Raw genomic sequence first — 22,723 nt, 5'->3', positions numbered from 1 at the left:
TGGTCCCGGAGAGTAACTTTCAGAGCCCATAATACATGTCGTCGGCTAATTTGTGAATATTTTTACTGATTTGATCTGGATATAGTGTGATCTTGTTCACTGTTCCGCACGTTATTTTTGCTAAAATTCAGATAGACGGTCGCTTTCGTTGGTACATGCGTACCCTCTACTTGCCGAGTCAAGATCAGAACCGATGCGCACCAGAGGGTATGACAGAATCTACCTCAAGACTCGAGTGTGATCGCCTCGTCGGCCGCGTTTCGCAGCGCGTCCGAGCGGCCGTACTCGCCCGGGGCGATGGCGATCGTTTCGACGCCGAGGGTGCCCGCGTGCTCGAGGACGGGCTTGAAATCCGTATCTCGAGAGACGATCGCGAGTCGATCGAGTGTGCCGTCGCCGGCGAGGGCGGTCGAGTCGACGGCGAGTTTGACGTCGACGTCGCCGCTGGTGATGATCACTTCGAAGCCACGGGCTTCGGCGGCCTGAATAAGCCCGGGTGTGGCGTGTTCGTCGAGATAGAGCCGGATGACGCCGACGTGGCCGAGCGTGCGGGCGACGTCTCGCAGGTCATCGAGGTCGACGTCGAACTCCTCGCGAAAGACGTTCGGTCCGTCGACGAACAGGCCCACTGTCGGCTCGGTCTCGCGGTCGGTGTCGGGACCGACGAGGCGGGCGAGACGGGCGCGAACGTGGTCGAACATGTCCTGTCTTTCCGACGGCCGCGAGATAGATGTGACGAAACACGCGCCCTCTCGGGGCGAGTAGCCTGGCCTGTGGCGATGTCACGCGCCGTGGATGCGTGGCCGACGAAAAGACATTACTACTCCGGGAGTGTCCTCCAGAGTATGCCGCTTCAGACGCCGCCGTTACGTGGGGCGCACGATGAGCGCGGAGCGAAGTTCACGGAGTTTGGCGGCTGGGATATGCCGGTTGAGTTCGATTCGATCCAGACCGAACATGCGGCCGTCCGCGAGGACGTCGGCATCTTCGATGTCTCGCATATGGGCCAGATTCACGTCACCGGGCCGGATGCGACGACACTCATGCAACGGCTCACCTCAAACGACGTCACCCGACTCGAGGTCGGTGACTCCCAGTACGCTGCGATCACCAACGAGGACGGGATCATCATCGACGACACCGTCACCTACCGGCTGCCAGACGAGGACGACGAGCCGACGTATCTCTTCGTTCCAAACGCTGGTACCGACGAGGAGACCCACGAGCGCTGGCTCAGCTACCGCAACGAGTGGGATCTCGAGGCGACCGTCGACAACCGAACCGACGAGTATGCCATGTTCGCCGTGCAGGGACCGAACGCACCCACACTCGTCGACGACCTTACCGAAGAGTCCGTCGCCAGCTTGGCTCGGTTCGAGGCCCAGTACGCGACCATCGACGGCGTAACCTGTTGGATCGCCCGGACGGGCTACACTGGCGAAGACGGGTTCGAACTGATCGTGCCGTGGTCTGAAGCCGAGCACATCTGGGGACTTATCGACTGTCTCCCGTGTGGACTGGGCGCTCGAGACACGCTACGGATCGAAGCCGGCTTCCTGCTCTCCGGGCAGGATTTCGACCTCGAGTCCAATCCGCGGACACCCTATGAGGCCGGCATCGGGTTTACGGTCGACCTCGAGACCGAGTTCGTCGGCCGGGACGCCCTCGAGCAAGTCGACGTGGAGGGCGTCGACGAGAAACTGATCGGCCTCCAGCTGATCGATCGTGGCGTTCCCCGACACGGCTACGACATTACGAACACCGACGGGCGGGTCGTCGGCACCGTTACCAGCGGGACGATGAGTCCGTCGCTGGATCAACCGATCGGACTCGGCTACGTTCCGACCGAGTACGCAGAGCCGGGGACGACCCTGCAGGTCGTCGTCCGCGGCCAGTCGAAAAAAGCAAGAGTTGAGACCACACCGTTTATCGACACAGTATAATGAGCTTCGACATTCCAGACGACAGACAGTATCTAGAATCGCACGAGTGGGCACTCGAGGAAAACGGCGTCGTTCGCGTTGGCATCACCGACTTCGCACAGGACGAACTCGGTGACGTCGTCTTCGTCGAACTCCCCGACGAAGGCGACTCCCTCGATCAGGAGGGCGAACTCGGCGTCATCGAATCGATCAAAGCCGTCTCGGACCTCTATGCCCCCGTCAGCGGCGAGGTGACGGCGGTCAACGAGGAGCTGTTCAATGCCCCCGAACTCGTCAACGAAGATCCGTTCGGCGAGGGGTGGATGCTCGAGATCGATGCCGACGACATCGACGAACTCGACGCCCTGCTGACCGCCGCGGAGTACGAAGACCAGATCGCCTGAACTGGTCTTCGATCGCCACCGCTTGGAGACGCACTCGCGCTTACAGCTGCTGTTCTGAGTGGCCGGTACAATCGCAGAATCGCTCGCGCTGGCACCGACTGACAGGTGTCCGTCTCAGTCGTCCAGCGGCGGGTCGGACCGATTGGCGTAGACGAGGGCGCTTCCCGCGAGCAGCACCATCGTCACCCCCCAGGCGAGCCAGACCACCGGACTGCCGACAGAGACTGCTACTGCCAGTGTCCCGAGAAAGACGCCCGTCAGCGCGACCGTCAGCTGTTCCATTCGGGTCAGCATTCTGTGCACCACCGTTCGTGATCTACTCCAGACTGACGAGATACTCGAGCAGATCGTCGAGATCCGTGTTCGTCACGGCAAGCGAGTAGCCGTCGATCCGGGCGAGATCGGCTGCGTGATCCCACAGTTCGTCCTCGTCGATTCCGTGGAGGATCACGGCGTTTGGCGTCGGGTTGACGACCCGCAGGGCAACGAGTGGCGACTCACCGCGGGTGACGCCCGTAAACACCAGCACACGGTTCGTGCTCTGGCCGTACAGCCGGAAGAACTCCTCACTCGAGAGGCGAGTGATTGCCTCGATGCTGTTGATAACCGTGTGCCCGCTGATGCGGTCGGTGTTGCCGGGCGTGATCTCGGTCGCATCGATATCGTCGTACAGTTTCACGAGCGGGATCGATGTCGCGTACTCCCGGAGGTCGTAGACGATGTCGCTTTCGAAGCCGGCCGAAAGCACCCGGCCGTACTGCCGGATTCGATCGCCGCCCCGTCGTTCGTCGATTGCGAGCAACCCCCTGACGAGTCGGCGGATGACGCCAATGCCGGGGCTCTCTCGCCGCCCACTCTCGTAGTCGGAGATCACTGACGACGAAATCTCCAACTCCGCCGCGAGATCCGTCTGCGAGATGCTGAAGTCGGTTCGCCACTTTCGCAGCGTCGCGCCGGGGTTGTCACTCAGCGTGATCTCCCCGGCGATCTTCTCTGCGAGTTCCCGTTTTGGCCCACGGCCGCTCATATGCGACGGTTGCGTGGCCACCCCAAGTAGCTACTGGACCGTGGCCGACGTGACGACGGTCATCGAAGCTCGTAGATAGCTGCCTCTCTGGGAAAACTGGCCACCAGCTGACGCGTGACCAGACAACATCGGACGGCTGTACTCGAGACCCATCGACGTGTGGATCAATCGTTGGCCATCGGCGGTGCAATCGTTTCGACCCGGTGCTGGAGCCATTCGACCGCGTTCTCGACGGTCGTCTCATCTGTTCCCGTGACTCGGATTCGACCCGGGCGGTGCTCGCTGCGTGGATAGCTGCCGACGGTCACATCGAACGCCTCGGTCACGCCCTCGAGGGCGTCGTGGAGTGCCCCCTCGGGTGCCGGTGTGAAAATCGTTCGGGCGACGCCGTCGCCGGCGAACTCCTCGGCGACGTGGTCGAACATGGCGCGCATCTCGTCTGGAATGCCGGCGAAGACGTAGACGTTCTCGACGAGACAGCCCGGTGCCCAGGCTTCGTCGACGACGATCGGCGTCGCACCCTCGGGAATCGATGCCGCGGCGTCGAAATCAAGCTGCAGATCGTACTCCGCGACCAGCTCCGGGTTTTCCGCACGGAAGGCGGCTGCTTTCTCGAGCAGTCTGTCTTTGATCCCGTTGTGAACGACGAGGTCGCGTCCTAGCCCGTCCGCGACGGCCTCGACGGTGATGTCGTCAGGCGTGCCGCCGATCCCACCGGTGACAATAACCGCGTCGAACGCCGCTGCCCAGCGGGAGACGGTGTCGGCGATGAGGTCGCGGTCGTCAGGAATCGTCAGGATGCGTTCAACGGAACTCCCCCGGTCGGTGATCGCCGATGCTAGCCACGCGGCGTTGGTGTTCGTCGTCGACCCTGCGAGGAGTTCGTCGCCGACGGTGACGAGTGCGACGTGCATGAGACGTGTTCGGGATCAGCCCAGTTAGCCGCTCCGCTCGCTCGAGCACCGTCGGGCGGCACCGAGTTCAGGGCCACTGCGTGATCGGCTCACCGGTCCGTGCCTGACGGATGTACTCGGTTTGCATCTCGTGGACGGCGTCGTCGAACGGCATGCCTGCGTCGAGCTGCTCGCGGACGCGGTCGAGTTTCCATCGGCTTGGCGTCGTGCGGGCCGTCCAGCGCGCCTCGAGCGGTGCGAGATACTCCTCAATCGACTCGGTGGCGATCCCCTGCATACGGAGCCCGCGGCGAGCGAACGCGAAGAGTTCCTCGTAGAGCACGGCTCGATCGGTCGTTCGATCACCGTCGGCAGTCACCCAGACGAGGTCGGCGTCGAGTCCGTTTTTGACCGCGCTGTAGAAACTCCGCTTGGCAGCGTCGTGCTCGAGGCTCACGAGCGGATGATCGGCCGCACACAGCCCGCGGACGAGGCCGGCGACCAGCCACTGGAATCCGATGTTCTCGGCGATCGTCGGCTGTGTTGGGAGCGGTCGGTACTCGATACGGATCGACCAGTGGTCGCCCTGCCCGACCGGCTGCCCGCCGATGACGGCTCGAAGCCACCGCCAGTAGGTGCCCCGCTTGTGGTTGAGCTCCCAGAACCGGTCCGTAAGCGTCTCACGGTCACCGTCTGCGAGCCATTCACGGAGAAACGGTGCACACGTTGGGTCGGCGACGAGGGTGTCGATCGTCTCGGCTGTTCGCTGTATCTCCGCGGGGAAGCACACTTTCTCCCACGCCTGGTTGATCGACTGTTCGAACACCGGGATCCGAAGTTCGTGATCGGTCTCCTCGAGCACGCGGTACGGATCCTCGATGTCGTACAGATCCGGTGGGAGAAGCGGTGCGTTGGTCGCGACTGCGAGCACCGGACCGAGGGTCCGGATGGCGGTGTTGTAGTAGCGGGGAAACGCCTCCACGTCGGGAACCTGCACGTGGGGCTGGATCGAACTGGCGAGCGACTCGAACAGGATCGACGGGAACTCACGCTCGGCCCCCGGAACAGAGAGAGTGATCGCTCCCTCTGTCTGGCCCAGCACGTCGTTGTCGATCGCCCAGTATCGGGCCGACGGCGTCATGTTTTCGGCGATGGTCACCCCGTCACGTTCGCGGACGTCCGAGAGGTACGCCTGGGTGCCCTCTCGTGGCGGTATCGTCCACATCGCGTCCAGAACGATCTCCGTGTCCGCTTGCTCAGCAGCCTGCTGGACGCGTCGGTAGCGACGCCGGAGCTGTGCCGCCTGCACAGTGGCCTCGTCCCCATCGAACCGGTTCGGACTCGTGTTGAACTCGACGTTGTGTCGGCCGAGTTCTTTCTCACAGGGTCCCTCGAGGACGGCATCAGGCACTCGAGTGAGCCGACCCGTGTCATCGACAGCGTACGCCTCGAGTTCGATTCCAAGCCCGAAGCTGGGGTTGTCGAGTCGGCCCGCGCGAACAGCGTCGGTGAGACGGGTGGCTTGCTCGTCGACGCGACGGTTGAACTCGCGTTGTGTCGTGTCCTCGAGCGATCGTCTGACGAGGTCGATGCGATCCGCCATCACCGATACAAACCCGTCCCAGTTGCTTAGAAGTAGGTGTGCCCGCACCGAACGCGTCGTCTCGAACGCCGCGACCCTCGTCGAGGGACGCGGTGACGTGGAGACAGTCGTTACGGCGGCGACATACGTGGAAGACCACTGAGTCACGCCATTCGACACACTCGACCGTGTCGAATCGGACGGCAATACCATCGTCTCCAGTGACGACACATACGAGGGAGTCACACCACGTCTCGACCTGAAGACGATCTCCGAGGAGTGACGCTCCGCAACCACTAAACGCGACTCACCCCAATCAGTGTCCAATGAGCGACTGGACCGAAAAGTACCGTCCGACGACGCTGTCGGAGGTACGTGGGAACAACAAAGCCCGTGACCAGCTCAAAGAGTGGGCACAGACGTGGGACGACCACCGGGAAGCGGTGATCGTCCACGGGAGTCCGGGTGTCGGGAAAACGTCGGCTGCCCACGCGCTGGCCAACGATCTGGGCTGGCCCGTGATGGAACTCAACGCCAGCGACAATCGGAAGGCCGACGTCATCGAACGGATCGCGGGCGAGGCTGCAAAAAGCGGAACGCTCACCGCAGGCGGGGCCGGCCGCCGACTCGTCGTCTTGGACGAAGCCGACAACTTCCACGGCAACGCCGACTACGGCGGCTCGAGGGAGGTCACGCGGGTCGTCAAGAACGCAAACCAGCCGATCGTGCTCGTGGCAAACGAGTTCTACGACATGAGCCAGTCGCTGCGAAACGCCTGTGAGACGGTCGAGTTCCGCGACGTCTCGAAGCGGTCGATCGTCCCGGTGTTGCGAGATATCTGCCGGCGCGAGGGCATCGAGTTCGAGGAGGACGCCCTGAAGAAAATCGCCGACGCGACCAGCGGCGACCTTCGCTCTGCGGTCAACGACCTGCAGGCAGTCGCCGAAACGGCCGAACGGCTGACGGTCGACGACGTCGTCACGGGCGACCGGGACACCACTGAGGGAATCTTCGACTTCCTCGATGCGCTGATCAAGGAAGAAGACGCCGAAGGCGCGCTGCGGGCATCCTACGACGTCGACGAGAACCCCGACGAGATGTTGAACTGGATCGAAGACAACGTCCCGAAAGATTACGAGGGGGCAGAGTTGGCTGATGCCTACGGGTACCTCTCGAACGCCGACCGCTGGCTTGGTCGGGTGCGAGCAACCCAGAACTACTCCTACTGGCGGTATGCGACCGACAACATGACCGCCGGTGTCGCTGCCTCCCGGCGCGGCTCGAAAGGGGGCTGGACCCGCTACGGCCCGCCGAGTTACTGGTCGAAACTCGGTCGTACGAAGGGGACCCGAAACACCCGTGACGCAATCGCCGAACGCATCGCCGAACGCGAGGGAACGAGCGTCGCGACTGCCCGGCGGGAGATCCTCCCGTTTCTCTCGGCGATGACTCACCACTGTAAAAACCGCGAACTGACCGTCCGGATGGCCGCCGTCTACGAACTCGACGAGACGGAGGTCTCCTTCGTCACCGGGAGCGGCAAAGACACGAATAAGGTCCAGTCGATCGTCGCCGACGCTGAAGAACTGATCGCCGAAGAAACGGTCGAGCACTCGGGGGGTGCGTTTTTCGATGCTGGCAACTCGAGCGACGGGAATACAGCTGCTGACACCGCTGCAGGAGACGACGAGACGAACGACCAGGAGACGCTCACGGCAGCGGCAGATGCAGGGACGGACACGACAACGACGGAGTCAGAGACCGCGGCCGATGACACCGACGACGGGCAGTCGGGACTGAGCGACTTCATGTAACGTGTGTCGGCTTGCCGAACCGTTCATCGCCATGAACGTGTCGAAGCACCCGACAAACAACACTATTACTCTGCAGAGCCATGGTAACACGTGACGGTGAGTAACGAATGAACAACCGACATCGCTGCCCCCTCTGTACGGAGACGTACGACGAACGGACCTCCCTCCACGTGCACCTCGAGGTCGAACACCGGAAATCCGAAATCGTCACCGAATTCATCGAACTACACGACACTGGGATCGACAGTTCGATCGACGACAGGCCAGGGGTAGCCAGCGAAAAACAGCTGATTCCATCGGCCGACTGAGACGCGTCAGTCGTCCGTTACGATCTGTTTTAAAACAGTCGCCGAAAGCCCATCAGCAACGCCATCGGCCATCGCTCGTGGCGTCTCACCCTCCAGCGGTGGCACCGTCGTGATGTCGTGGCCGGTCATGCGCTCGAGTTCGGCGGGATTGGTTCGCTCGGCGACTGTCTCACCGGCGTACTCATTGCAGACGATCCCAGCGACGTCGATTCCGCGGCGCTCGAGCGCCTCGACCGAGAGTGCGGTGTGATTGAGCGTGCCGAGTCCGGATCGCGTGACGACGAGCGCCGTCGCCTCGAGGTCGGCAACGAGGTCGACCACCTCGTGGTCGCCGGAAAGCGGCACGCGAAGACCACCGATGCCTTCGACGATCGGCTGTTCGGCCTCGGCGATTGCCTCCCGACAGGCCGTCAGAATCGACTCATACGTCAGTTCTTCGCCACTCCGGGCGGCGGCCACACGTGGCGCGAGCGGTGGCTCGAGATATCGACAACAGGTCGCGGCGTCGGGATCGCCACACGCCTCGGCGACGAAGCCAGCGTCGTCATCGGGCGGAAACCCGGTCTGGGCGGGTTTGATCGCCCGCGCGTCGATCCCCTGCTCGCGGAGCCAGCGCGTCAGGCCCGCAGTCACGACGGTCTTGCCGACGCCAGTATCAGTGCCGACGACGGCGATTGGAACGCTCATCGCTTAGCGCAGCCCGATGTCGGTGCCAGCCGCCCGGAACGCCTCGAGGCAAGTGACGATGTCGTTCTGGTCGTGGGTCGCCATCGGGACGACCCGAATCCGACTGGTTCCCTCGGGCACCGTGGGTGGCCGGATCGCTGGCGCGACGATATTTCGCTCCCGAAGCCCATCGGCGAGGGCGAGGGCGTCCTCGCGGTCGCCGACGAGCACGGGGAGGATCTGTGACTCGCCGAGCACCCGGTATCCCATCGACTCGAGGCCGTCCCGGAGGTGGGCAACGTTCTCCCAGAGCCGTTCTCGAGCGTCGCTGTGGCGGGCGATATGTAAGGCCTCGCTCGCGGCCGCGGCAGCCGGCGGCGCAAGTCCCGTCGAGAAAACGAACGAGCGAGCGTCGTTGATTAGACACTCGATCAGCGCCTCGCTGCCCGCGACGTAGCCGCCCTGGCTCGCGAGTGCTTTCGAAAGCGTTCCCAGCTGGATCTGGACCCGATCCTCGAGCCCCTCTGCCTGCACGACGCCGCCGCCATTGGCGTACAGGCCAGTGGCGTGGGCTTCGTCGACCATCACCCACGCACCGAACTCCTCGGCGAGGTCACAGATTTCGGTCAGCGGCGCGACGGTGCCGTCCATGCTGAACACGGAGTCGGTGACGATCAGCCACGATTCGCCAGCGCCCTCGGCCGTGGCCGCCCGTGCCTCGAGTTTCGAACGCAGGCTCGAAGCGTCACAGTGGTCGTAGACGACTGTCTCGGCACTTGTGAGCCGACAGCCGTCAATAATACTCGCGTGATTGAGCTCGTCCGAGAAGATCACGTCCGGCTCGAGGGCCGTGATCGTGCCGACGTTCGCGGCGTAGCCCGAAGAAAAGGCGAGCGCGCGCTCGGTGCTTTTCGTCTCGGCCAGTAGCCGCTCGAAGTCGTGGTGTACCATCGTATCACCGGTGACGAGCCGGCTCGCACCAGCACCAGTGCCGACGGTCGCTGCGGCCTGTCGGGCCGCGTCCTGGACGCGCTGGTCGTCGGTCAGTCCGAGATAGTTGTTCGCAGCGAACACCAGCGCTTCGTCCGACTCGAGGACCGGGAGTCCGCCGCCGGCGGGGGCCGCGAAGTAGCCCCGCTCGGCGACCCGGTCGACGGGTGATAACGATCGTTTCAGCGTTGCGTCCTCGAGGGTCTCGAGTCGGGCCTCGAGGTCGAACCCGCGGTCTTCCATTCGGGTGAACGGTGTCATCGACATGGTTTTACTTTCACGGTTCTGCCTGGATTCGCGGTTTTGCACGGCTCGCCTGCACTCGTCGTCTCGTAGCGACTTCGCAATAGACGATTTCACCCGTCCTGGACCGTCTGCCGTCGGTTCGACACACGTGGCTCAGAACCCGGGCATCAGTTCGGCGGGGCCGAAGACACCGTATTCGCCGGCTCGATTCCGTCGGACGCCGGTTTGCAAGTAGCCAAGCGCTGGCCCGTTGACGTTCGCTTCCATGCTCGTCTCGTCGCCAAGTTGGAACGTGTTCGTCGCCGTCTCGCCGTCGAACGTCCGCCCCGTCACGGACACAGTGGTCGTCGTCGGCTTCTCGTCGCTGCGAACGTCTAAGATCCCGCCGACGGAGACGTCTTCGGCAGCACAGATGCCAGCGCGCTCGAGCAGGATATCGTCGGCGTGTTCCATCTCTTCGAACTCGATGACGCCGTCGTGGTCGTCGATGATCGCCTCGATCTCCTCGTCGGAGAGCTCTCGAGCAGTATCGATATCGTACTCGGGGAGGTGGGCGATGTCCTCGCGGACGGTGCCGCGGTTGTCCTCGTAGCCCGATTTGAGGCCGACGCCCCAGTGGATATCGACGTCAGTGACCTCGACGAACGACTGGGCTGCAAGTGCGGCCGCACCGGTCAGCAGGCCGGGCGTCGCTCCAGCGCCACAGATGAACGTGATACCGGCGTCCTCGAACGCCTCGCGGCGCTCGTCCAGCATACTGATCACGCGCGAGCGTTTGAGCACGTCGATCATGACACCCGAGTAGCCGCCCTCGAGGAAGCGATCAGCGGTTCGGGGAATGAAGTCGTGTTCGTAGTTCGGCAGCGCTAGCAAGACGGCGTCGATCCCGTCACCGTGGTCGATAATATCCTGAATCGAATCCTCGCTGGGGTGGGCCTGCTCGGAAGCGACGACGCCTTTGTCCTTGCCGTGTTGTTTGACGCCGCCCTCGGCGGCCGTCGCACCCACACCGCCATCAGAGCGGAGCCCTGTCGAGGATCGCGGACCGTCGGTCCGCTCACCGCCGTCCGTCGCGACCTCGTTATCGATGTTGCCTTCCGTCGCTGCCAGCAACTCGTCGACGTCGAGGCCATCGAAATCGATCGCGGTGCCGTGGCGGTCACACGCCGCGACAGGGGTCAGCGCATCTTTGTGCTGGCTCACTTCGAGTGCTCGTCGGCCGATACCACCGGTTCCAACTACTGCAAACGTAATTTCGTCCATACTGTCTGTTGTGTTGTTTACTGGTCAGTCGTCGCTCGGTTCTGCGCCGGTACTCGCTGTCGAGTCGGTCGACGACTCCGCGGCGTCGCTGTGGCGAGCTTTGACCGCCTCAGGGTCGAACTCGTTTGTCTCCTGGTTTGGCTCGAGGCCCGCACGTTCGATGATCTCGATGTCGTCGCCAGGTGACTGGCCCTCCGTCGTGAGATAGTCGCCCGTGAGCAGGCCGTCTGCGCCGGCCTCGAGCGGAAGATGCTGCTCGTCGGGGTCGAGATTGACCTCGCGGCCGCCGGTGAGTCGCACGCGCGACTCGGGATGCAGGAGTTTGTACACCGCGACCGTCTTGATGATCTCTTCGGTCGAGATGGCGGCCCCCTGCTCGTACAGCGGCGTCCCCTCGACCGGGTTGAGCACGTTCACCGGAAGCGAAGAGATGCCGATCTCCTGGAGCGCGATCGCCGCGTCGACGCGGTCGGTCGGCGTCTCGCCCATCCCGAGGATGACCCCGGCACAGAGGTCCATGCCAGCGTCTTTGGCGACCTCGAGCGTCTGCACCCGATCCTCGAAGCTGTGGGTGTCGACGATCTCGGGGAAGTATCGTGGTGAGGTCTCGATGTTGTGATTGTAGTGGTTGATCCCCTCTTCGACCAAGATTTCGGCTTCCTCCTCCGTGAGGATGCCAAGGGAGGCGTCGATCTCGAGGTCACATTCGTCTCTGACGAGTCGGATGCCTTCGAGCACCTCCGCCCACTCCTCGGGTCGGTGTTCTTTCGAGACGCCTTTCTCGGCGACGACGATGCCGAAGCGCTGGGCACCGTCGCGTTCGGCCCGCTTTGCGGCCTCTAAGACCTTCTCGGGGCCGATGAAATCGTACGTGTCGATGCCGGTGTCGAAGTGGACCGACTGCGCACAGAAGCCACAATCTTCGGCACAGTTGCCCGCCTTTGCGTTGACGATCGAGCAGGCGTCGACCGTGCCGTCACCGAAGTGATCGCGCACGGCTGCGCCGGCTTCTGCGAGCGCGTCGACCGGCTGGGCCAGCAACGCGATCCCATCGGTTCGATCGAGCCGCTCGCCGGCGAACACTCGCTCGAGCGCGTCGTCGACCGTCTTGTTGTCCGTCTCGTAAACCACGATTCGAATGGCGGTTAACGAGAATATAATTGTTGTGGATACTCACGTCTTTTGCGACATCAGGGGTTTCGGCACGTCAGTCGCCTTTCGGCGCTATTTCTCGGGTCGTGATCTCGTAGACCTCGCCGTCGTACTCGTAAACGCCGTCCTCGTGGCTGCCGAAGATCGGGTAGCTCGCGTCGTACTCCTCGAGACGAACCCGGTCGGCGTCGTACTCGCGGGCCAGCGCGACGACGTCCCGCAACTGGTCGTTTCGCAGTACGGTTTCGGTGATCAGCGGTTCGGCGGTTTCGTCGTTCGCACGATCGTCGTCACTCTTGGTGTTGGCAACGATGCGTTCGAGTTCGTACGCGCCGAGCCGGGAGTGCTCGTTCTCCGGATCTCCCCGCATCGACCGAGCGACGAGGATGTCGTCTTTCCACTCGGTCTCGTCGACGGCGCGGGTCGGCGTCAGTTCGAGGGCGTCGGTCTCGAGTTTGAACCGGGCGCAGAAGCCGATCTTCTCGTCGGCGCTGTCGAACCAGCCCTCCGTCCCGAAGGCGTACGTGCCGCCGCCGAGCCCTTGGATCGGGTCGCGGTCCCCGTACGATCCCGGGCCGCCGATAGCGGTTCCGTCCTCGACGCCGTCGTTGTCGACTGTCAGCTCCCACTCGTAACGCCTGCGGGGCTTGAGCGTGTGCAACGGCAGTGGAATCTCTCGAGGGGCAATAAAGTACCAGTCCCCGTCGACGCGCTTGTGCAGTCGCCAGTTGTACTGATTGTACGAGAACTCGCTGTGGGACTCGTTTCGCAGGGTGAACGTGATCCGTTCGCCCTCGGCGATCGATTCGGCCGACGGCTCGAGGGAGATCGGAGCCTCGTCGGGATCGATCTCCCGGTACGCGACGAGCCGGTCGACGTCGGAGTCGGGACAGCCCGCGTTGTTCTCGCCGGCTGGAGGGAGCGAGTCGGTCGGGTCCTCGAATCGACCCAGCGTCGAGTGCTCGACGCGACCCAGACAGCCGGCGACCGCGGTACTGGCGGCGACGGCGGTGCTTCCGACGAGGCCGAGGAGAGAGCGGCGTGACGGGCGGCTCATACGACCCGTTCGACGCGAACTGGTAAGTGTTTTGTCTCGTTTCGGTGGTGTTTACCGACGCTATCGCGACGTCTCCGCGCCCCACTTCTCGAGTGCCGTCGCCAGTTCGTCGTGATCGTCGGCAGCGTCCTCGAGCGAGACGCCCTCGAGGCTGGCCTCGACGGACTGGCGGAGCGCTTTTGCGCCGGCGTGCGTGCCGTCGGGGTGGCCGTGGATGCCGCCGCCGGCCTGGACGATGATGTTCGTGCCGAGTGCGTCGAGCAGCTGGTCGACGACGCCGGGGTGGAGGCCGCCGGAGGCCACGGGCAGGACTGGGTTCATGCCATACAGATCCGACGTGAGCCACTCGTTGATCCCTGGCGTGTCCTCGTTTGCGAGTTTGCCCAGCCCGGCGGTGCCGGTGTGGATGTGATCGACGCCACAGAGGCGAGCGATCTGGGCGAGCACCCGCATCGAGACGCCGTGGTGCTCGAGGCGGTCGAAGGCGGCGTGCATGGCACGATGGGCGTGGATCGCGAGGTCGTGTCGCTCGCAGCGCTCGCGGACCGTCTGGACGGCCGACCAGCCACAGGTGATCACGTCGACCATGACGAAGCCGCCACCGTGTTCGGCGACGAGGTCGACGCGTTCGAGCATCTCGTTGGTCTCCGCGGTTACGTTCACGAGGTAATCTTTTCGCTCGCCGACGTCTTCCTCGACGCGGTCTCGAGCGGCGAGGCTGTCGGCGAGTCGGTCCTCAAAGGGGTTGAACGCCTGGTCCGTGAGGTTCTCGTCGTCTTTCAGGAGGTCGATGCCGCCGCGCCAGGCGTCCTCGCCGATCTGGACGTGGGCGTCCGTTGAGAGCCCAACCTTCGGTTTGGGGACCGTCGCGAGGATTGGGCGGTCGCCCGCGTCGAGTTTTTCGTGGGCGACGCTGGTCCCGAACTGCGGGCCGGGGAAGCCGGAAACGAGAGGCTCGGGCCAGTAGCAGTCCTCGAGGCGGATCGTCTCGACCGCTTTCATCCCCATGATGTTGCCCGCGATACACGAGAGGATCTGAGCCATGCTTCCCGCTTCGAACAGGGCATCAGGGTAGGCGACGGTGATCTCATGGCCGTCGATCGCACACGCGACTGCGCTCAGATCGGTCAGTTCGTCTTCGTCGACGTGTAACGCCGCCCAGGTCCCGTTGGAGGACTCAGAGGCGACTCGACTCGCCGCCGCCTCGGTCGACATCCCCTCGGCCGGATCGATGGTAAACTCGCAGACGAGATCCGTGTCTGTGGGTTCGTACTCGAGGTCAAGGAAGTCGTCGTATTCGATTCCGGTCATAGCAACTTCTAATATTCAATGTGGTGACTAATAGCGTTTGTCCCGATCTCGACTCGCTGAGACCCCTCCTCACCGCCTGCATTGTCTGGCCGGAGAGACCACAGAAAACCAGCGCGATCTCCGATCGACCGAAAACCGGCTCATCGGTCGCTTCGGCGGTATGACGAGCGGATTTACGTTCTCGATCGTATTCGCTCGGACTCGAATAGATACAATTCACTCCCTCGACACTATTTTTGGACGTTCGTCAACCTGTTCTGCTGTTGTCGCCCGAAAACGGCCGTCACACTAATACGGTATCGGATTTTGTCACTAGCAATGAAAAAATTCCGAAAGTTAAAGTCATATGATTAGCTACTATCATAGAAGGAGTTTATGACTGATAGTACGATAAACACGAACTCGAGTGACGGCTCACTCGACGTTGGGGGGACGGCCGACGATCTGTTCGGAGAGATCGACGAAGGGGTGCCAGAGGGGGAGCCAGTCGACGGGGAATCGACAGGCGATGAGGAGCCGACTGACGATGAGCCAGAGCCGTCCGACGGGGGTGTCGAGGACCAGACGGCTGCGACCGTCTTCGGAAATCTCCAGCAGAGTGGATCCACGACCGACGACATCGATGACGTTCTCGACGACGAGAGTCCCGAGGATATCATCGCGAGTGCGGACGATCCGGAGCCGGAATCGGCCGATGACGACCTGCTCGTCGACGAGGGGGCACTTGAGGAACTCCTGTTGACCGACCGGACGAAAGACCAGGAATTCCTCTGGGTCGATGCAGACGAGTCCGAGACTACCGAGACAGCACCCGACGCCGAGGCGTCGCCGGAGTCCGAGAGTGTCGACGACGACGCCGTCGATACCGAGACGGACGTCTCCGAAGACGGTCCAGCCGAGACAGCCGGTCCGGAGTCGGCTGCAGCGTCGCCCTCGAGTGACGAAACGCCGGACGAGAACGCACCAACTGCTGTCACTGCTGACGGCCGCGAAGAGACGGCTACGACCGACACAGCCGAGCCGAACGAGGCGTCCGACGCCGATTCGGACGACGAAACGGCTGCGACGACGGATCTCGCGCTCGTTGATGACGACCAGACTGGCGTGCCCGCAACCACGGCCGACGATGATGACCACGCTGGTGGGTTCTTGGGCTGGCTCCGCTCAAAACTCGGTCGGCTGTTCTCCTGAGCCGGACGACAGACCGACCACGCCGCGCGACGGGCACGCTACTGGCCCGGCTCCCGACCGTACTATCTCTCTTTTTGCCGTGTTTACACTCATCACTATCTTCGCATGTCCCCCACAGAGATGGGACGGTGCTGCCGACTGGTGGTCAGTTCCCAAACTGCTGTGCTAGCGTTTTCGACCAGTAGAGATCGCCGTCGTAGATGACTGACGCATCGGTTTCACAGAGCAACGAGCGAACACCTGCCTCCTCGAGTGTGAAACTCGACTCGGTTCCACAGAGATAGGCACACTCGTTGGCGGCAGTCTGTGGAACGTAGTACGAGCCGGTCATCCGTGTTGAATAACAGTCGAGCGTTACCAGATACTCGTCCCCGTCGAGCGCTTCGACGGTGATGGTCGTCGGGAGCTGTTGTTCGCTCTGGATAAGCGAATGGGTGCCGTCACCGACGACGGCGTAGTCTTTGCCCATCATAATCCGGCTGCGTGCGAGATCCAGCGCGCGTTCGATACTGAATCCGTTGATCAGGAGCTTTGCGAACGTCGAGCCGACCTTGACCGCGTGGTCGTTCAACACCTCGCGAAAGGTCACCCCACCGGCGACACTCCCCCTCTCGATCAGTCGCTTTCCTTCGTGGTATGAGCCACAGGCGTTCAGAAAGAACGTCTGTGCGTTACAGCGGCTGAGACTCGCGGTCGAGAGCAAGCCGTCCGGACAGCACAGCCCCTCGCGTTCACAGTGACCGATGTAGTGGACGAACTCGGACTCCCGTTCGAAAACACGTGCGAGTTCGGCCGTCGTCAGCGATTCGTTGACGGAGACATCCATTGCCAACTCCTGGGCGCGCTGGCGATAGATTTCGGCGACGCTGTCGTGTTCACCGGCCATCTCTGGATCGTTCAACACGATACGAACCGACATCGACTCGCTCGGCTGTTCGAGATAGTCGAGGCGATTCTGGTAGGCATCCGGGGTGGTTTTGAAGACGTCGATCGGGACACCATCCGCAAGCCAGCCGTGAGCACGGCCGTTCTGGAGGTCGGGTTTGACGATGTCGACAGCGGCGACGTTTCTGGCACCTGCTCTACTCAGTCCGGTGCTGGCTGTCTCGTTCCCACTACGGTAGAAATCTTCGAGCGCTCGCTCGATCAGCTCCTTGCCTTCGAGTGTGGACGTTCGAGGCATGTAGACCATGCTCATCCGGTCGAGCAAGAACGGGAGCAACTCGACGCTGTCGTACTCAGGCGTAACGTACGTCGAAAGATGCCAGTCCGGCAGCCGGTGTTTGATCGCATCGTAGGGGACGTCGAGATACGTTGCGAGTCGCTGTTGTGGACTGTCGTCGTAGAGCGCCCCAGCGTCGAGGTCGAGTGCCTCGAGAATGTGTTGTTCCGCCAGCGTCGTGCCGTATGGCCCGGCGTTGCGAACGAGACAGTCGAGAAAGAACGTCTTTCGCAACAGCCGCTCGACGTCGTGCTCGAGGTCGGGCATTGGCGAGAGCCGTTTCTCGATTCCGAAATCCGGGATCCGGAGTCGTGCTCGACCGGAACCACGACCACGGCCGTCAGCAGTCCGCAGAGTCGCTTGCAGATGGTATGCCAGTGGCGCGGCCACGAACAGCGATTCGTAGGCTGGTGGAACGACGAGTTCGATTCCGGAATCGGGGCGTGTCGCTCGCAGCTGGTCGGGGATCTCGAGGGAATCGCCCTGTTCGAGCAGCGCTGGATGCCCACGGAGGGAGGGATAGGTTCGGTCCGAACGGTCCGTCTTGTGCGCTGCAGCGAGGTGGCTGATGGCGGTTGCGATCCCGTCGGGCGAGTCGGGAACAGTGATCGTCTCCGTCGGGAGGTCGTGGTGGCTCTTGATGCCGACGGTCACGCGGGTACGGTCCGGGAAAGAAACGACGAGCGACTCGTCGCCTTCGGTGTGGCTGATCGTCGCTGCGTCCGAAAACTGGAGACACGTCTCGAGCGCTGTTTTGATACTGAGAATATACTCGCCAGCAGACAACGAAAGCGGCGTGTCGTCCGGGTCGAGTTCGTGATGCTCGCTCGAGCCGAGTGCAAACGCGGAGACGGCCGCGTGTGGGAACCGGAGTTCACTCGTCGTGACGACGAGCGTCTCCTCGACGGGGCGGGGAATCTCGTGGCCCGACTCCTCGACGTGTTCGACACCGTGGATAGACAACACGGTGTCGTCGGCGTCGACGAGACGGAGGTGGCTGCCGTCGAGTGCCCACTCTATCATTCGAGATGCTGAATGTCACGCAGGGAAGTTAGTTGTATCGGGTTGTTTCCAATCCGACATATGACCCGTCGGTGCGGTGCAGTGACACCGCTCATCGAAGACGGGTACACTTATACTGCCGCCAGCCGGCACATCGGACATGGAACACGACCACGTCCGGGATGTCGATCCCGCCGTTGCTGATGCACTCGAGGGAGAAGTAGATCGCCAGCGAGAGTCGCTGCAGATGATCGCCAGCGAGAATCACGTCAGCAAGGCCGTCCTCGATGCACAGGGCAGCGCCCTAACGAACAAGTACGCCGAGGGCTATCCCGGCTCGCGCTACTACGGTGGCTGTGAGTACGCCGACGAAGTCGAACAGCTCGCGATCGACCGCGCTCAGGAGCTGTTCGGTGCAGAACATGTCAACGTACAACCACACTCAGGGACCCAGGCCAACCAGGCCGTCTACTTTGCGATGCTCGAGCCCGGCGACAAGATCCTCTCGCTGGATCTGACCCACGGCGGCCACCTTAGCCACGGTCATCCGGCGAATTTCGTCGGTCAGCTCTACGACGTCGAGCAGTACGAAGTCGACGCCGAGACGGGTTACGTCGACTACGAGGGGCTCGCCGAGCAGGCCGAGGAGTTCGAGCCGGACATCATCGTCTCGGGCTACTCCGCGTACCCACGCGAGATCGACTGGGCACGTATTCAGGAAGCCGCCGACAGCGTCGACGCGCTTCACCTCGCAGACATCGCCCACATCACGGGTCTCGTCGCCGCCGGCGTCCACGACTCGCCGGTCGGCATCGCCGACTTCGTCACCGGCAGCACGCACAAGACCATCCGCGCCGGCCGCGGCGGCATCGTCATGTGCGACGAACAGTACGCCGACGACATCGACGCAGCGGTCTTCCCCGGTGGACAGGGCGGCCCGCTCATGCACAACGTCGCCGGCAAGGCCGTCGGCTTCAAAGAAGCACTCGAGCCTGAGTTCGAGGAGTACGCCGAGCAGACGGTTGCCAACGCGGAGGCTCTCGGCGAGCAACTCGTCGAGAACGGCTTCTCGCTCGTCTCGGGCGGCACCGACAACCACCTCGTGCTCGTCGACCTGCGCGAGAGTCACCCCGACACCTCCGGCGGCGACGCCGAAGAAGCGCTCGAGGACGCCGGGATCGTCCTCAACGGGAACACGGTCCCCGGCGAGACGCGCTCGGCCTTTGACCCCTCGGGCATCCGCGCCGGCACGCCCGGCCTGACGACGCGTGGCTTCGACGAGGACGACTGTCGCACCGTGGCCGACCTGATCACGCGCGTTATCGACAACCCCGAGGACGAGGCCGTCCTCGCCGAGGTCCGCGAGGACGTCGAGTCGCTGTGTGACGCGAACCCGCTGTACGAAGACGAGTAGGGTTCGCAGACGGTTTTTGGCGCAGATTGTTTCTCTCCCGGAATACGCACGCAGTGGTTTTGCCGTCGACCGACGCATCCGTACAGTATGGTGTCGAATAACTCGAACGTCGGTCGACGATCGATGCTCTCGGCGGTCGGCACGGGACTGCTCGCACTCGCCGGGCAACCGACCTCGGCGGGAGCAACGCGTGCGACAACTGGCGTCCGAAACGAGGACGACGTACCAGAGACCGTTGCTCGCGGCGAAGAACGGATCGAACAGGTCTTTGAGTATCATCTCGAGCAGGGACTCCACCACGGTGGGCAACTCGCCGTCTATCGGGGAGACGAACTCGTCGTCGACCTCGCCGGCGGTATCACCGGGGTCGAAGGCGACGACGAACTCACGAAAGCGGAAGCCGATCCGGACGGCGTCGAGACCGAACCGGACTCGAGATTTGTCCTCTTTTCGAACACGAAACCGCTCGCGGCGGCCTGTGTCCATGTGCTCGCCGACGACGGAGAGCTCGCGTTCGACGATCCGATCGTCGACCACTGGCCCGAGTTCGCCGACGAGAACTCGGAGAAAGCCGAGGTGACGGTTCGGCACGTCCTCACGCATCAGTCTGGGATTCCGGAGACTGATATCGATCAGGAGTACGACCAGTGGACCGACCCCGACGCGCTGGCCGCCGCCGTTGAGGATGCAGAACTCCAGTTTTCACCCGGCGACGAGACCAGCTACCAGTTTTACAGCTTCGGCTGGATCACTGGCGAACTCGTTCGCCAGGTCACGGGCGACCGGATCGACGACTTCGCACGCGAGAATCTCTTCGAGCCACTGGGGATGGACCGAACTCACATCGGTCGGCCCGAGGACGAGGACGTTGACGTCGCGACGCTCGTCGGCTTCGAGCCCTACGATCGGGTCGGCGAGCCGGGACTGATGGCTGGCTACACCACTGAGGAAGCCGCCGAGACCTACAACCGAGAGACGGTTCAGGAGGGTATCAATCCCGCCTGGACCGGGATCGGTCCGGCTCGAGAACTCGCTCGATTCTACGCCTGCTACCTCAACGGCGGTGAGCTCGACGGCACGCGCGTACTGAGCGAAGAGATGGTCACAACGGTGACCGATCTGCACGTCGAAGAACCGCCCGAGGACGGCGTGGGAACTGCCTCACGGTACGGCCTCGGGTTCCAGCGTGGCGGGGCAGTTCCCGACCGTCGCGGGGTTCCCGCTCCGGAAGTGACGTTCGGCCACGGCGGACTCGGCAGTAGTATGACCTGGGCCGATCCGGAATCGGATCTGGCGTTTGCGTACGTCGTAAACGGGATTCGAGACGGCTACGAACACGACGCTCGGATCTCGATACTCTCCGAGACCGTTCGATCCGAACTCACGTGACCTGCCCATCGCTCGCTCGAGAACCTGCTCAGCGCCCGGCTGGATCGCCGCGCGGCAACGGGCTACACGTCTCCCCTCGGATGATCTGGCCCGGTCACCGAGACGACCGTTGCGTTCCTTGAGGAACGATTCGGCTAAACATATCCACGTTCGTGGGTACTAACCCCGGTTTCGACACCGGTTCTGCGCACGAACCCGAGGGTTGATTAGCCTCGCGGCCACCCACTCGAGTAATGACCGAGATCATCGACGGCAACGCCGTCGCAAGCGAAATTCGTGACGATCTGACAGACGCAATCGAGACGCTCGCCGACGCAGGCGCTCGACCCGGCCTCGCGACCGTCCTGATGGGTGACGACCCGGCCAGCCAGACGTACGTCAACATGAAACAGCGCGACTGCGAGGAGGTCGGCATCGAGAGCCACCACGTCGACGTCGCCGGTGACGCCCCAGCCGAGGAGTTGTACGACACCATCGCCGATCTCAACGACAACGACGACGTTCACGGCTACATCGTCCAGGCCCCCGTCCCCGATCACGTCGATTATCGGGAGGTTATCCGCCGTGTCGACCCCGCGAAGGACGTCGACGGCTTCCACCCCGAAAACGTCGGCCGACTCGTCGCTGGCGACGCCCGGTTCCGCCCCTGCACGCCCCACGGCGTCCAGAAATTGCTCGAGTCCGCCGACGTCGACACCGAGGGCAAAGACGTGACGATCGTCGGTCGCTCGGATATCGTCGGCAAACCCCTCGCCAACCTACTGATCCAGAAAGCCGACGACGGCAACGCGACGGTGACCGTCTGTCACTCCCGAACTGACGACCTCGCCGCGAAGACTCGCAGTGCGGATGTCGTCGTCGCTGCTGTCGGCGTCCCCGAACTCATCGACGGCTCGATGATCAGCGAGGGAACGGTCGTCATCGACGTCGGCGTCAACCGCGTCGACGCCGACACCGAGAAAGGCTACGAACTCGTCGGCGACGTCGAGTTCGAAAGCGCGAAAGAGCCCGCCAGCGCGATCACCCCCGTTCCCGGTGGCGTCGGGCCGATGACGCGCGCGATGTTGCTCTACAACACGGTCAAAGCCGCAAGCCTGCAGGAAGAGATCGACGTCGACCTGCCCTGAGCCGCCGTTTCTACGCGATTTCGTCGAACTCGAGACTCTCGAGCCTGTTTTGGGCCTGCGTAAACGCCAGCTCGTCACCTCGAAGCCCGTTTGCGAGGTCACGAGTCGCCTCAATCAGCCGGTCGGCCGTCTGCGGGTCGACGTCTCCATCGAGCATTCGGATGCGGGTGACGTGTTCCCCAAGTGTCTCGAGCGCGCTTCGCTCGGCACTCGTCAACTCGCGGTCCTCGGCCCACGTTCGGACGTCGCGGCGGTACTCGCGGACGGCGTTTGCAGCAGCGAGTCCACGGGCACCTTGGAGGGTCGGCGGGATTTCGGCGGCAGGCGGCCGCTCACCCGTGTCTGCGTCACGAAGCAACGAGAGGAAATAGAGTTCTTCGCGCTCCTCGAGACGGCGATCGCGGCCGACGATGTCGGCGACGTGTCGGAGTTCGCTGGCAGCGAGGTAGGTGTCGTCGAGTTCTCGAAGCGTGCCGGCGTTGACGAAGCCACGGCGGCGGATGTACTCACGACACTCCGCACGGGCTCGAGCAGCGAGATCGTTGGTCGAGATATCGTCGATCGCGTTGCGAACCTGCGTGAGATCGAACGACACTTGCAGATCGGTGTGTTCGGTGCGTTCGTCGATGCCAACACTCCGGAGACTTCCACAGGCCGGACAGCCCACGCTGCCGGTTTCGTAGTACGACCATCGAGTCCCACACTCCTTGCACTCGCGCTCACCCCGGACTTTCATGGGTGTC

General features: G+C 63.1%; 21 protein-coding genes and 1 pseudogene. 9 read left to right on the top strand and 13 right to left on the bottom strand.

Annotated features, from left to right (window positions below; translation table 11 throughout):
* Positions 1-224: 224 nt before the first annotated feature.
* The gene (locus DV706_RS13555; RefSeq protein ID WP_006065618.1) at positions 225-701 is read right to left on the bottom strand and encodes an NYN domain-containing protein; all 477 of its coding nucleotides are present in this window, start codon (positions 699-701) and stop codon (positions 225-227) included.
* Positions 702-845: 144 nt separating this feature from the next.
* On the opposite strand from DV706_RS13555, the gene gcvT reads away from it, so the two are divergent.
* Entirely contained in the window at positions 846-1,943 is a 1,098-nt protein-coding gene (gene gcvT, locus DV706_RS13550) for a glycine cleavage system aminomethyltransferase GcvT (RefSeq protein ID WP_006065617.1), read from the top strand.
* Complete coding sequence (gcvH, locus tag DV706_RS13545) at positions 1,943-2,326, top strand: glycine cleavage system protein GcvH (protein ID WP_006065616.1); 384 nt, start codon at positions 1,943-1,945, stop codon at positions 2,324-2,326. Before gcvT ends, gcvH begins: the two co-directional genes overlap by 1 nt.
* Before the next feature lie 114 nt (positions 2,327-2,440).
* Here gcvH and DV706_RS13540 read toward each other — a convergent pair whose 3' ends face one another.
* The 4 genes from DV706_RS13540 to DV706_RS13525 all read right to left on the bottom strand — a co-directional run bounded on the left by DV706_RS13540 (position 2,441) and on the right by DV706_RS13525 (position 5,849).
* Entirely contained in the window at positions 2,441-2,620 is a 180-nt protein-coding gene (locus DV706_RS13540) for a hypothetical protein (RefSeq protein WP_006065615.1), read from the bottom strand.
* 22 nt (positions 2,621-2,642) lie between these two features.
* Positions 2,643-3,353, bottom strand: coding sequence for a helix-turn-helix domain-containing protein (locus tag DV706_RS13535; protein WP_006065614.1), 711 nt, complete (start codon positions 3,351-3,353; stop codon positions 2,643-2,645).
* Positions 3,354-3,517: 164 nt separating this feature from the next.
* A complete protein-coding gene (locus tag DV706_RS13530) occupies positions 3,518-4,267 on the bottom strand; it encodes a competence/damage-inducible protein A (RefSeq protein WP_006065613.1) in 750 nt (249 codons plus the stop codon).
* Between the two features lie 67 nt (positions 4,268-4,334).
* The gene (locus tag DV706_RS13525; protein WP_006065612.1) at positions 4,335-5,849 is read right to left on the bottom strand and encodes a hypothetical protein; all 1,515 of its coding nucleotides are present in this window, start codon (positions 5,847-5,849) and stop codon (positions 4,335-4,337) included.
* 46 nt (positions 5,850-5,895) lie between these two features.
* Here DV706_RS13525 and DV706_RS22075 point away from each other — a divergent pair.
* From DV706_RS22075 to DV706_RS13510, 3 genes and pseudogenes are all read left to right on the top strand, one after another.
* A pseudogene (locus DV706_RS22075) lies at positions 5,896-6,111 on the top strand (hypothetical protein); the annotation flags it as partial.
* Positions 6,112-6,154: 43 nt separating this feature from the next.
* Entirely contained in the window at positions 6,155-7,642 is a 1,488-nt protein-coding gene (locus DV706_RS13515; RefSeq protein WP_006065611.1) for a replication factor C large subunit, read from the top strand.
* Between the two features lie 107 nt (positions 7,643-7,749).
* On the top strand, positions 7,750-7,950 hold the full coding sequence (locus DV706_RS13510; protein WP_006065610.1) for a hypothetical protein: 201 nt from the start codon (positions 7,750-7,752) through the stop codon (positions 7,948-7,950).
* Positions 7,951-7,956: 6 nt separating this feature from the next.
* On the opposite strand, the gene bioD is transcribed toward DV706_RS13510, so the two are convergent.
* From bioD to rbcL, 6 genes are all read right to left on the bottom strand, one after another.
* Entirely contained in the window at positions 7,957-8,637 is a 681-nt protein-coding gene (bioD, locus tag DV706_RS13505; RefSeq protein WP_006065609.1) for a dethiobiotin synthase, read from the bottom strand.
* Between the two features lie 3 nt (positions 8,638-8,640).
* Positions 8,641-9,849: an aminotransferase class I/II-fold pyridoxal phosphate-dependent enzyme gene (locus DV706_RS13500; protein WP_049889739.1), complete on the bottom strand. Its 1,209-nt coding sequence runs from the start codon at positions 9,847-9,849 to the stop codon at positions 8,641-8,643.
* A gap of 156 nt (positions 9,850-10,005) precedes the next feature.
* Positions 10,006-11,115, bottom strand: coding sequence for an EF-hand domain-containing protein (locus DV706_RS13495; RefSeq protein ID WP_006065607.1), 1,110 nt, complete (start codon positions 11,113-11,115; stop codon positions 10,006-10,008).
* Positions 11,116-11,139: 24 nt separating this feature from the next.
* A complete protein-coding gene (gene bioB, locus DV706_RS13490; RefSeq protein WP_006065606.1) occupies positions 11,140-12,246 on the bottom strand; it encodes a biotin synthase BioB in 1,107 nt (368 codons plus the stop codon).
* 76 nt (positions 12,247-12,322) lie between these two features.
* Positions 12,323-13,324 (bottom strand): hypothetical protein, encoded by a 1,002-nt coding sequence (locus DV706_RS13485; RefSeq protein ID WP_006065605.1) that lies wholly within the window; start codon positions 13,322-13,324, stop codon positions 12,323-12,325.
* Between the two features lie 60 nt (positions 13,325-13,384).
* Entirely contained in the window at positions 13,385-14,635 is a 1,251-nt protein-coding gene (rbcL, locus tag DV706_RS13480) for a type III ribulose-bisphosphate carboxylase (protein WP_006065604.1), read from the bottom strand.
* A gap of 375 nt (positions 14,636-15,010) precedes the next feature.
* On the opposite strand from rbcL, the gene DV706_RS13475 reads away from it, so the two are divergent.
* Positions 15,011-15,826 carry a hypothetical protein gene (locus DV706_RS13475; protein WP_006065603.1) on the top strand — a complete coding sequence of 272 codons (816 nt, stop codon included), beginning with the start codon at positions 15,011-15,013 and terminating at the stop codon, positions 15,824-15,826.
* A 145-nt stretch (positions 15,827-15,971) separates the two neighbouring features.
* On the opposite strand, the gene DV706_RS13470 is transcribed toward DV706_RS13475, so the two are convergent.
* On the bottom strand, positions 15,972-18,071 hold the full coding sequence (locus DV706_RS13470; protein ID WP_006065602.1) for a hypothetical protein: 2,100 nt from the start codon (positions 18,069-18,071) through the stop codon (positions 15,972-15,974).
* 139 nt (positions 18,072-18,210) lie between these two features.
* Here DV706_RS13470 and glyA point away from each other — a divergent pair, with 139 nt between their 5' ends.
* From glyA to DV706_RS13455, 3 genes are all read left to right on the top strand, one after another.
* Complete coding sequence (gene glyA, locus DV706_RS13465; protein WP_006065601.1) at positions 18,211-19,464, top strand: serine hydroxymethyltransferase; 1,254 nt, start codon at positions 18,211-18,213, stop codon at positions 19,462-19,464.
* An 87-nt stretch (positions 19,465-19,551) separates the two neighbouring features.
* The gene (locus DV706_RS13460; protein WP_136350889.1) at positions 19,552-20,853 is read left to right on the top strand and encodes a serine hydrolase domain-containing protein; all 1,302 of its coding nucleotides are present in this window, start codon (positions 19,552-19,554) and stop codon (positions 20,851-20,853) included.
* 233 nt (positions 20,854-21,086) lie between these two features.
* Complete coding sequence (locus DV706_RS13455) at positions 21,087-21,980, top strand: bifunctional methylenetetrahydrofolate dehydrogenase/methenyltetrahydrofolate cyclohydrolase (protein WP_006065599.1); 894 nt, start codon at positions 21,087-21,089, stop codon at positions 21,978-21,980.
* Between the two features lie 10 nt (positions 21,981-21,990).
* Here DV706_RS13455 and DV706_RS13450 read toward each other — a convergent pair whose 3' ends face one another.
* Positions 21,991-22,716 (bottom strand): DUF7117 family protein, encoded by a 726-nt coding sequence (locus tag DV706_RS13450; protein ID WP_006065598.1) that lies wholly within the window; start codon positions 22,714-22,716, stop codon positions 21,991-21,993.
* Positions 22,717-22,723: the final 7 nt, after the last annotated feature.

It is taken from the genome of Natronorubrum bangense, assembly GCF_004799645.1.
Classification (GTDB): domain Archaea; phylum Halobacteriota; class Halobacteria; order Halobacteriales; family Natrialbaceae; genus Natronorubrum; species Natronorubrum bangense.
Note: the sequence above shows the minus strand (reverse complement) of the source record. Positions and strands in the feature narration are given on the sequence as shown.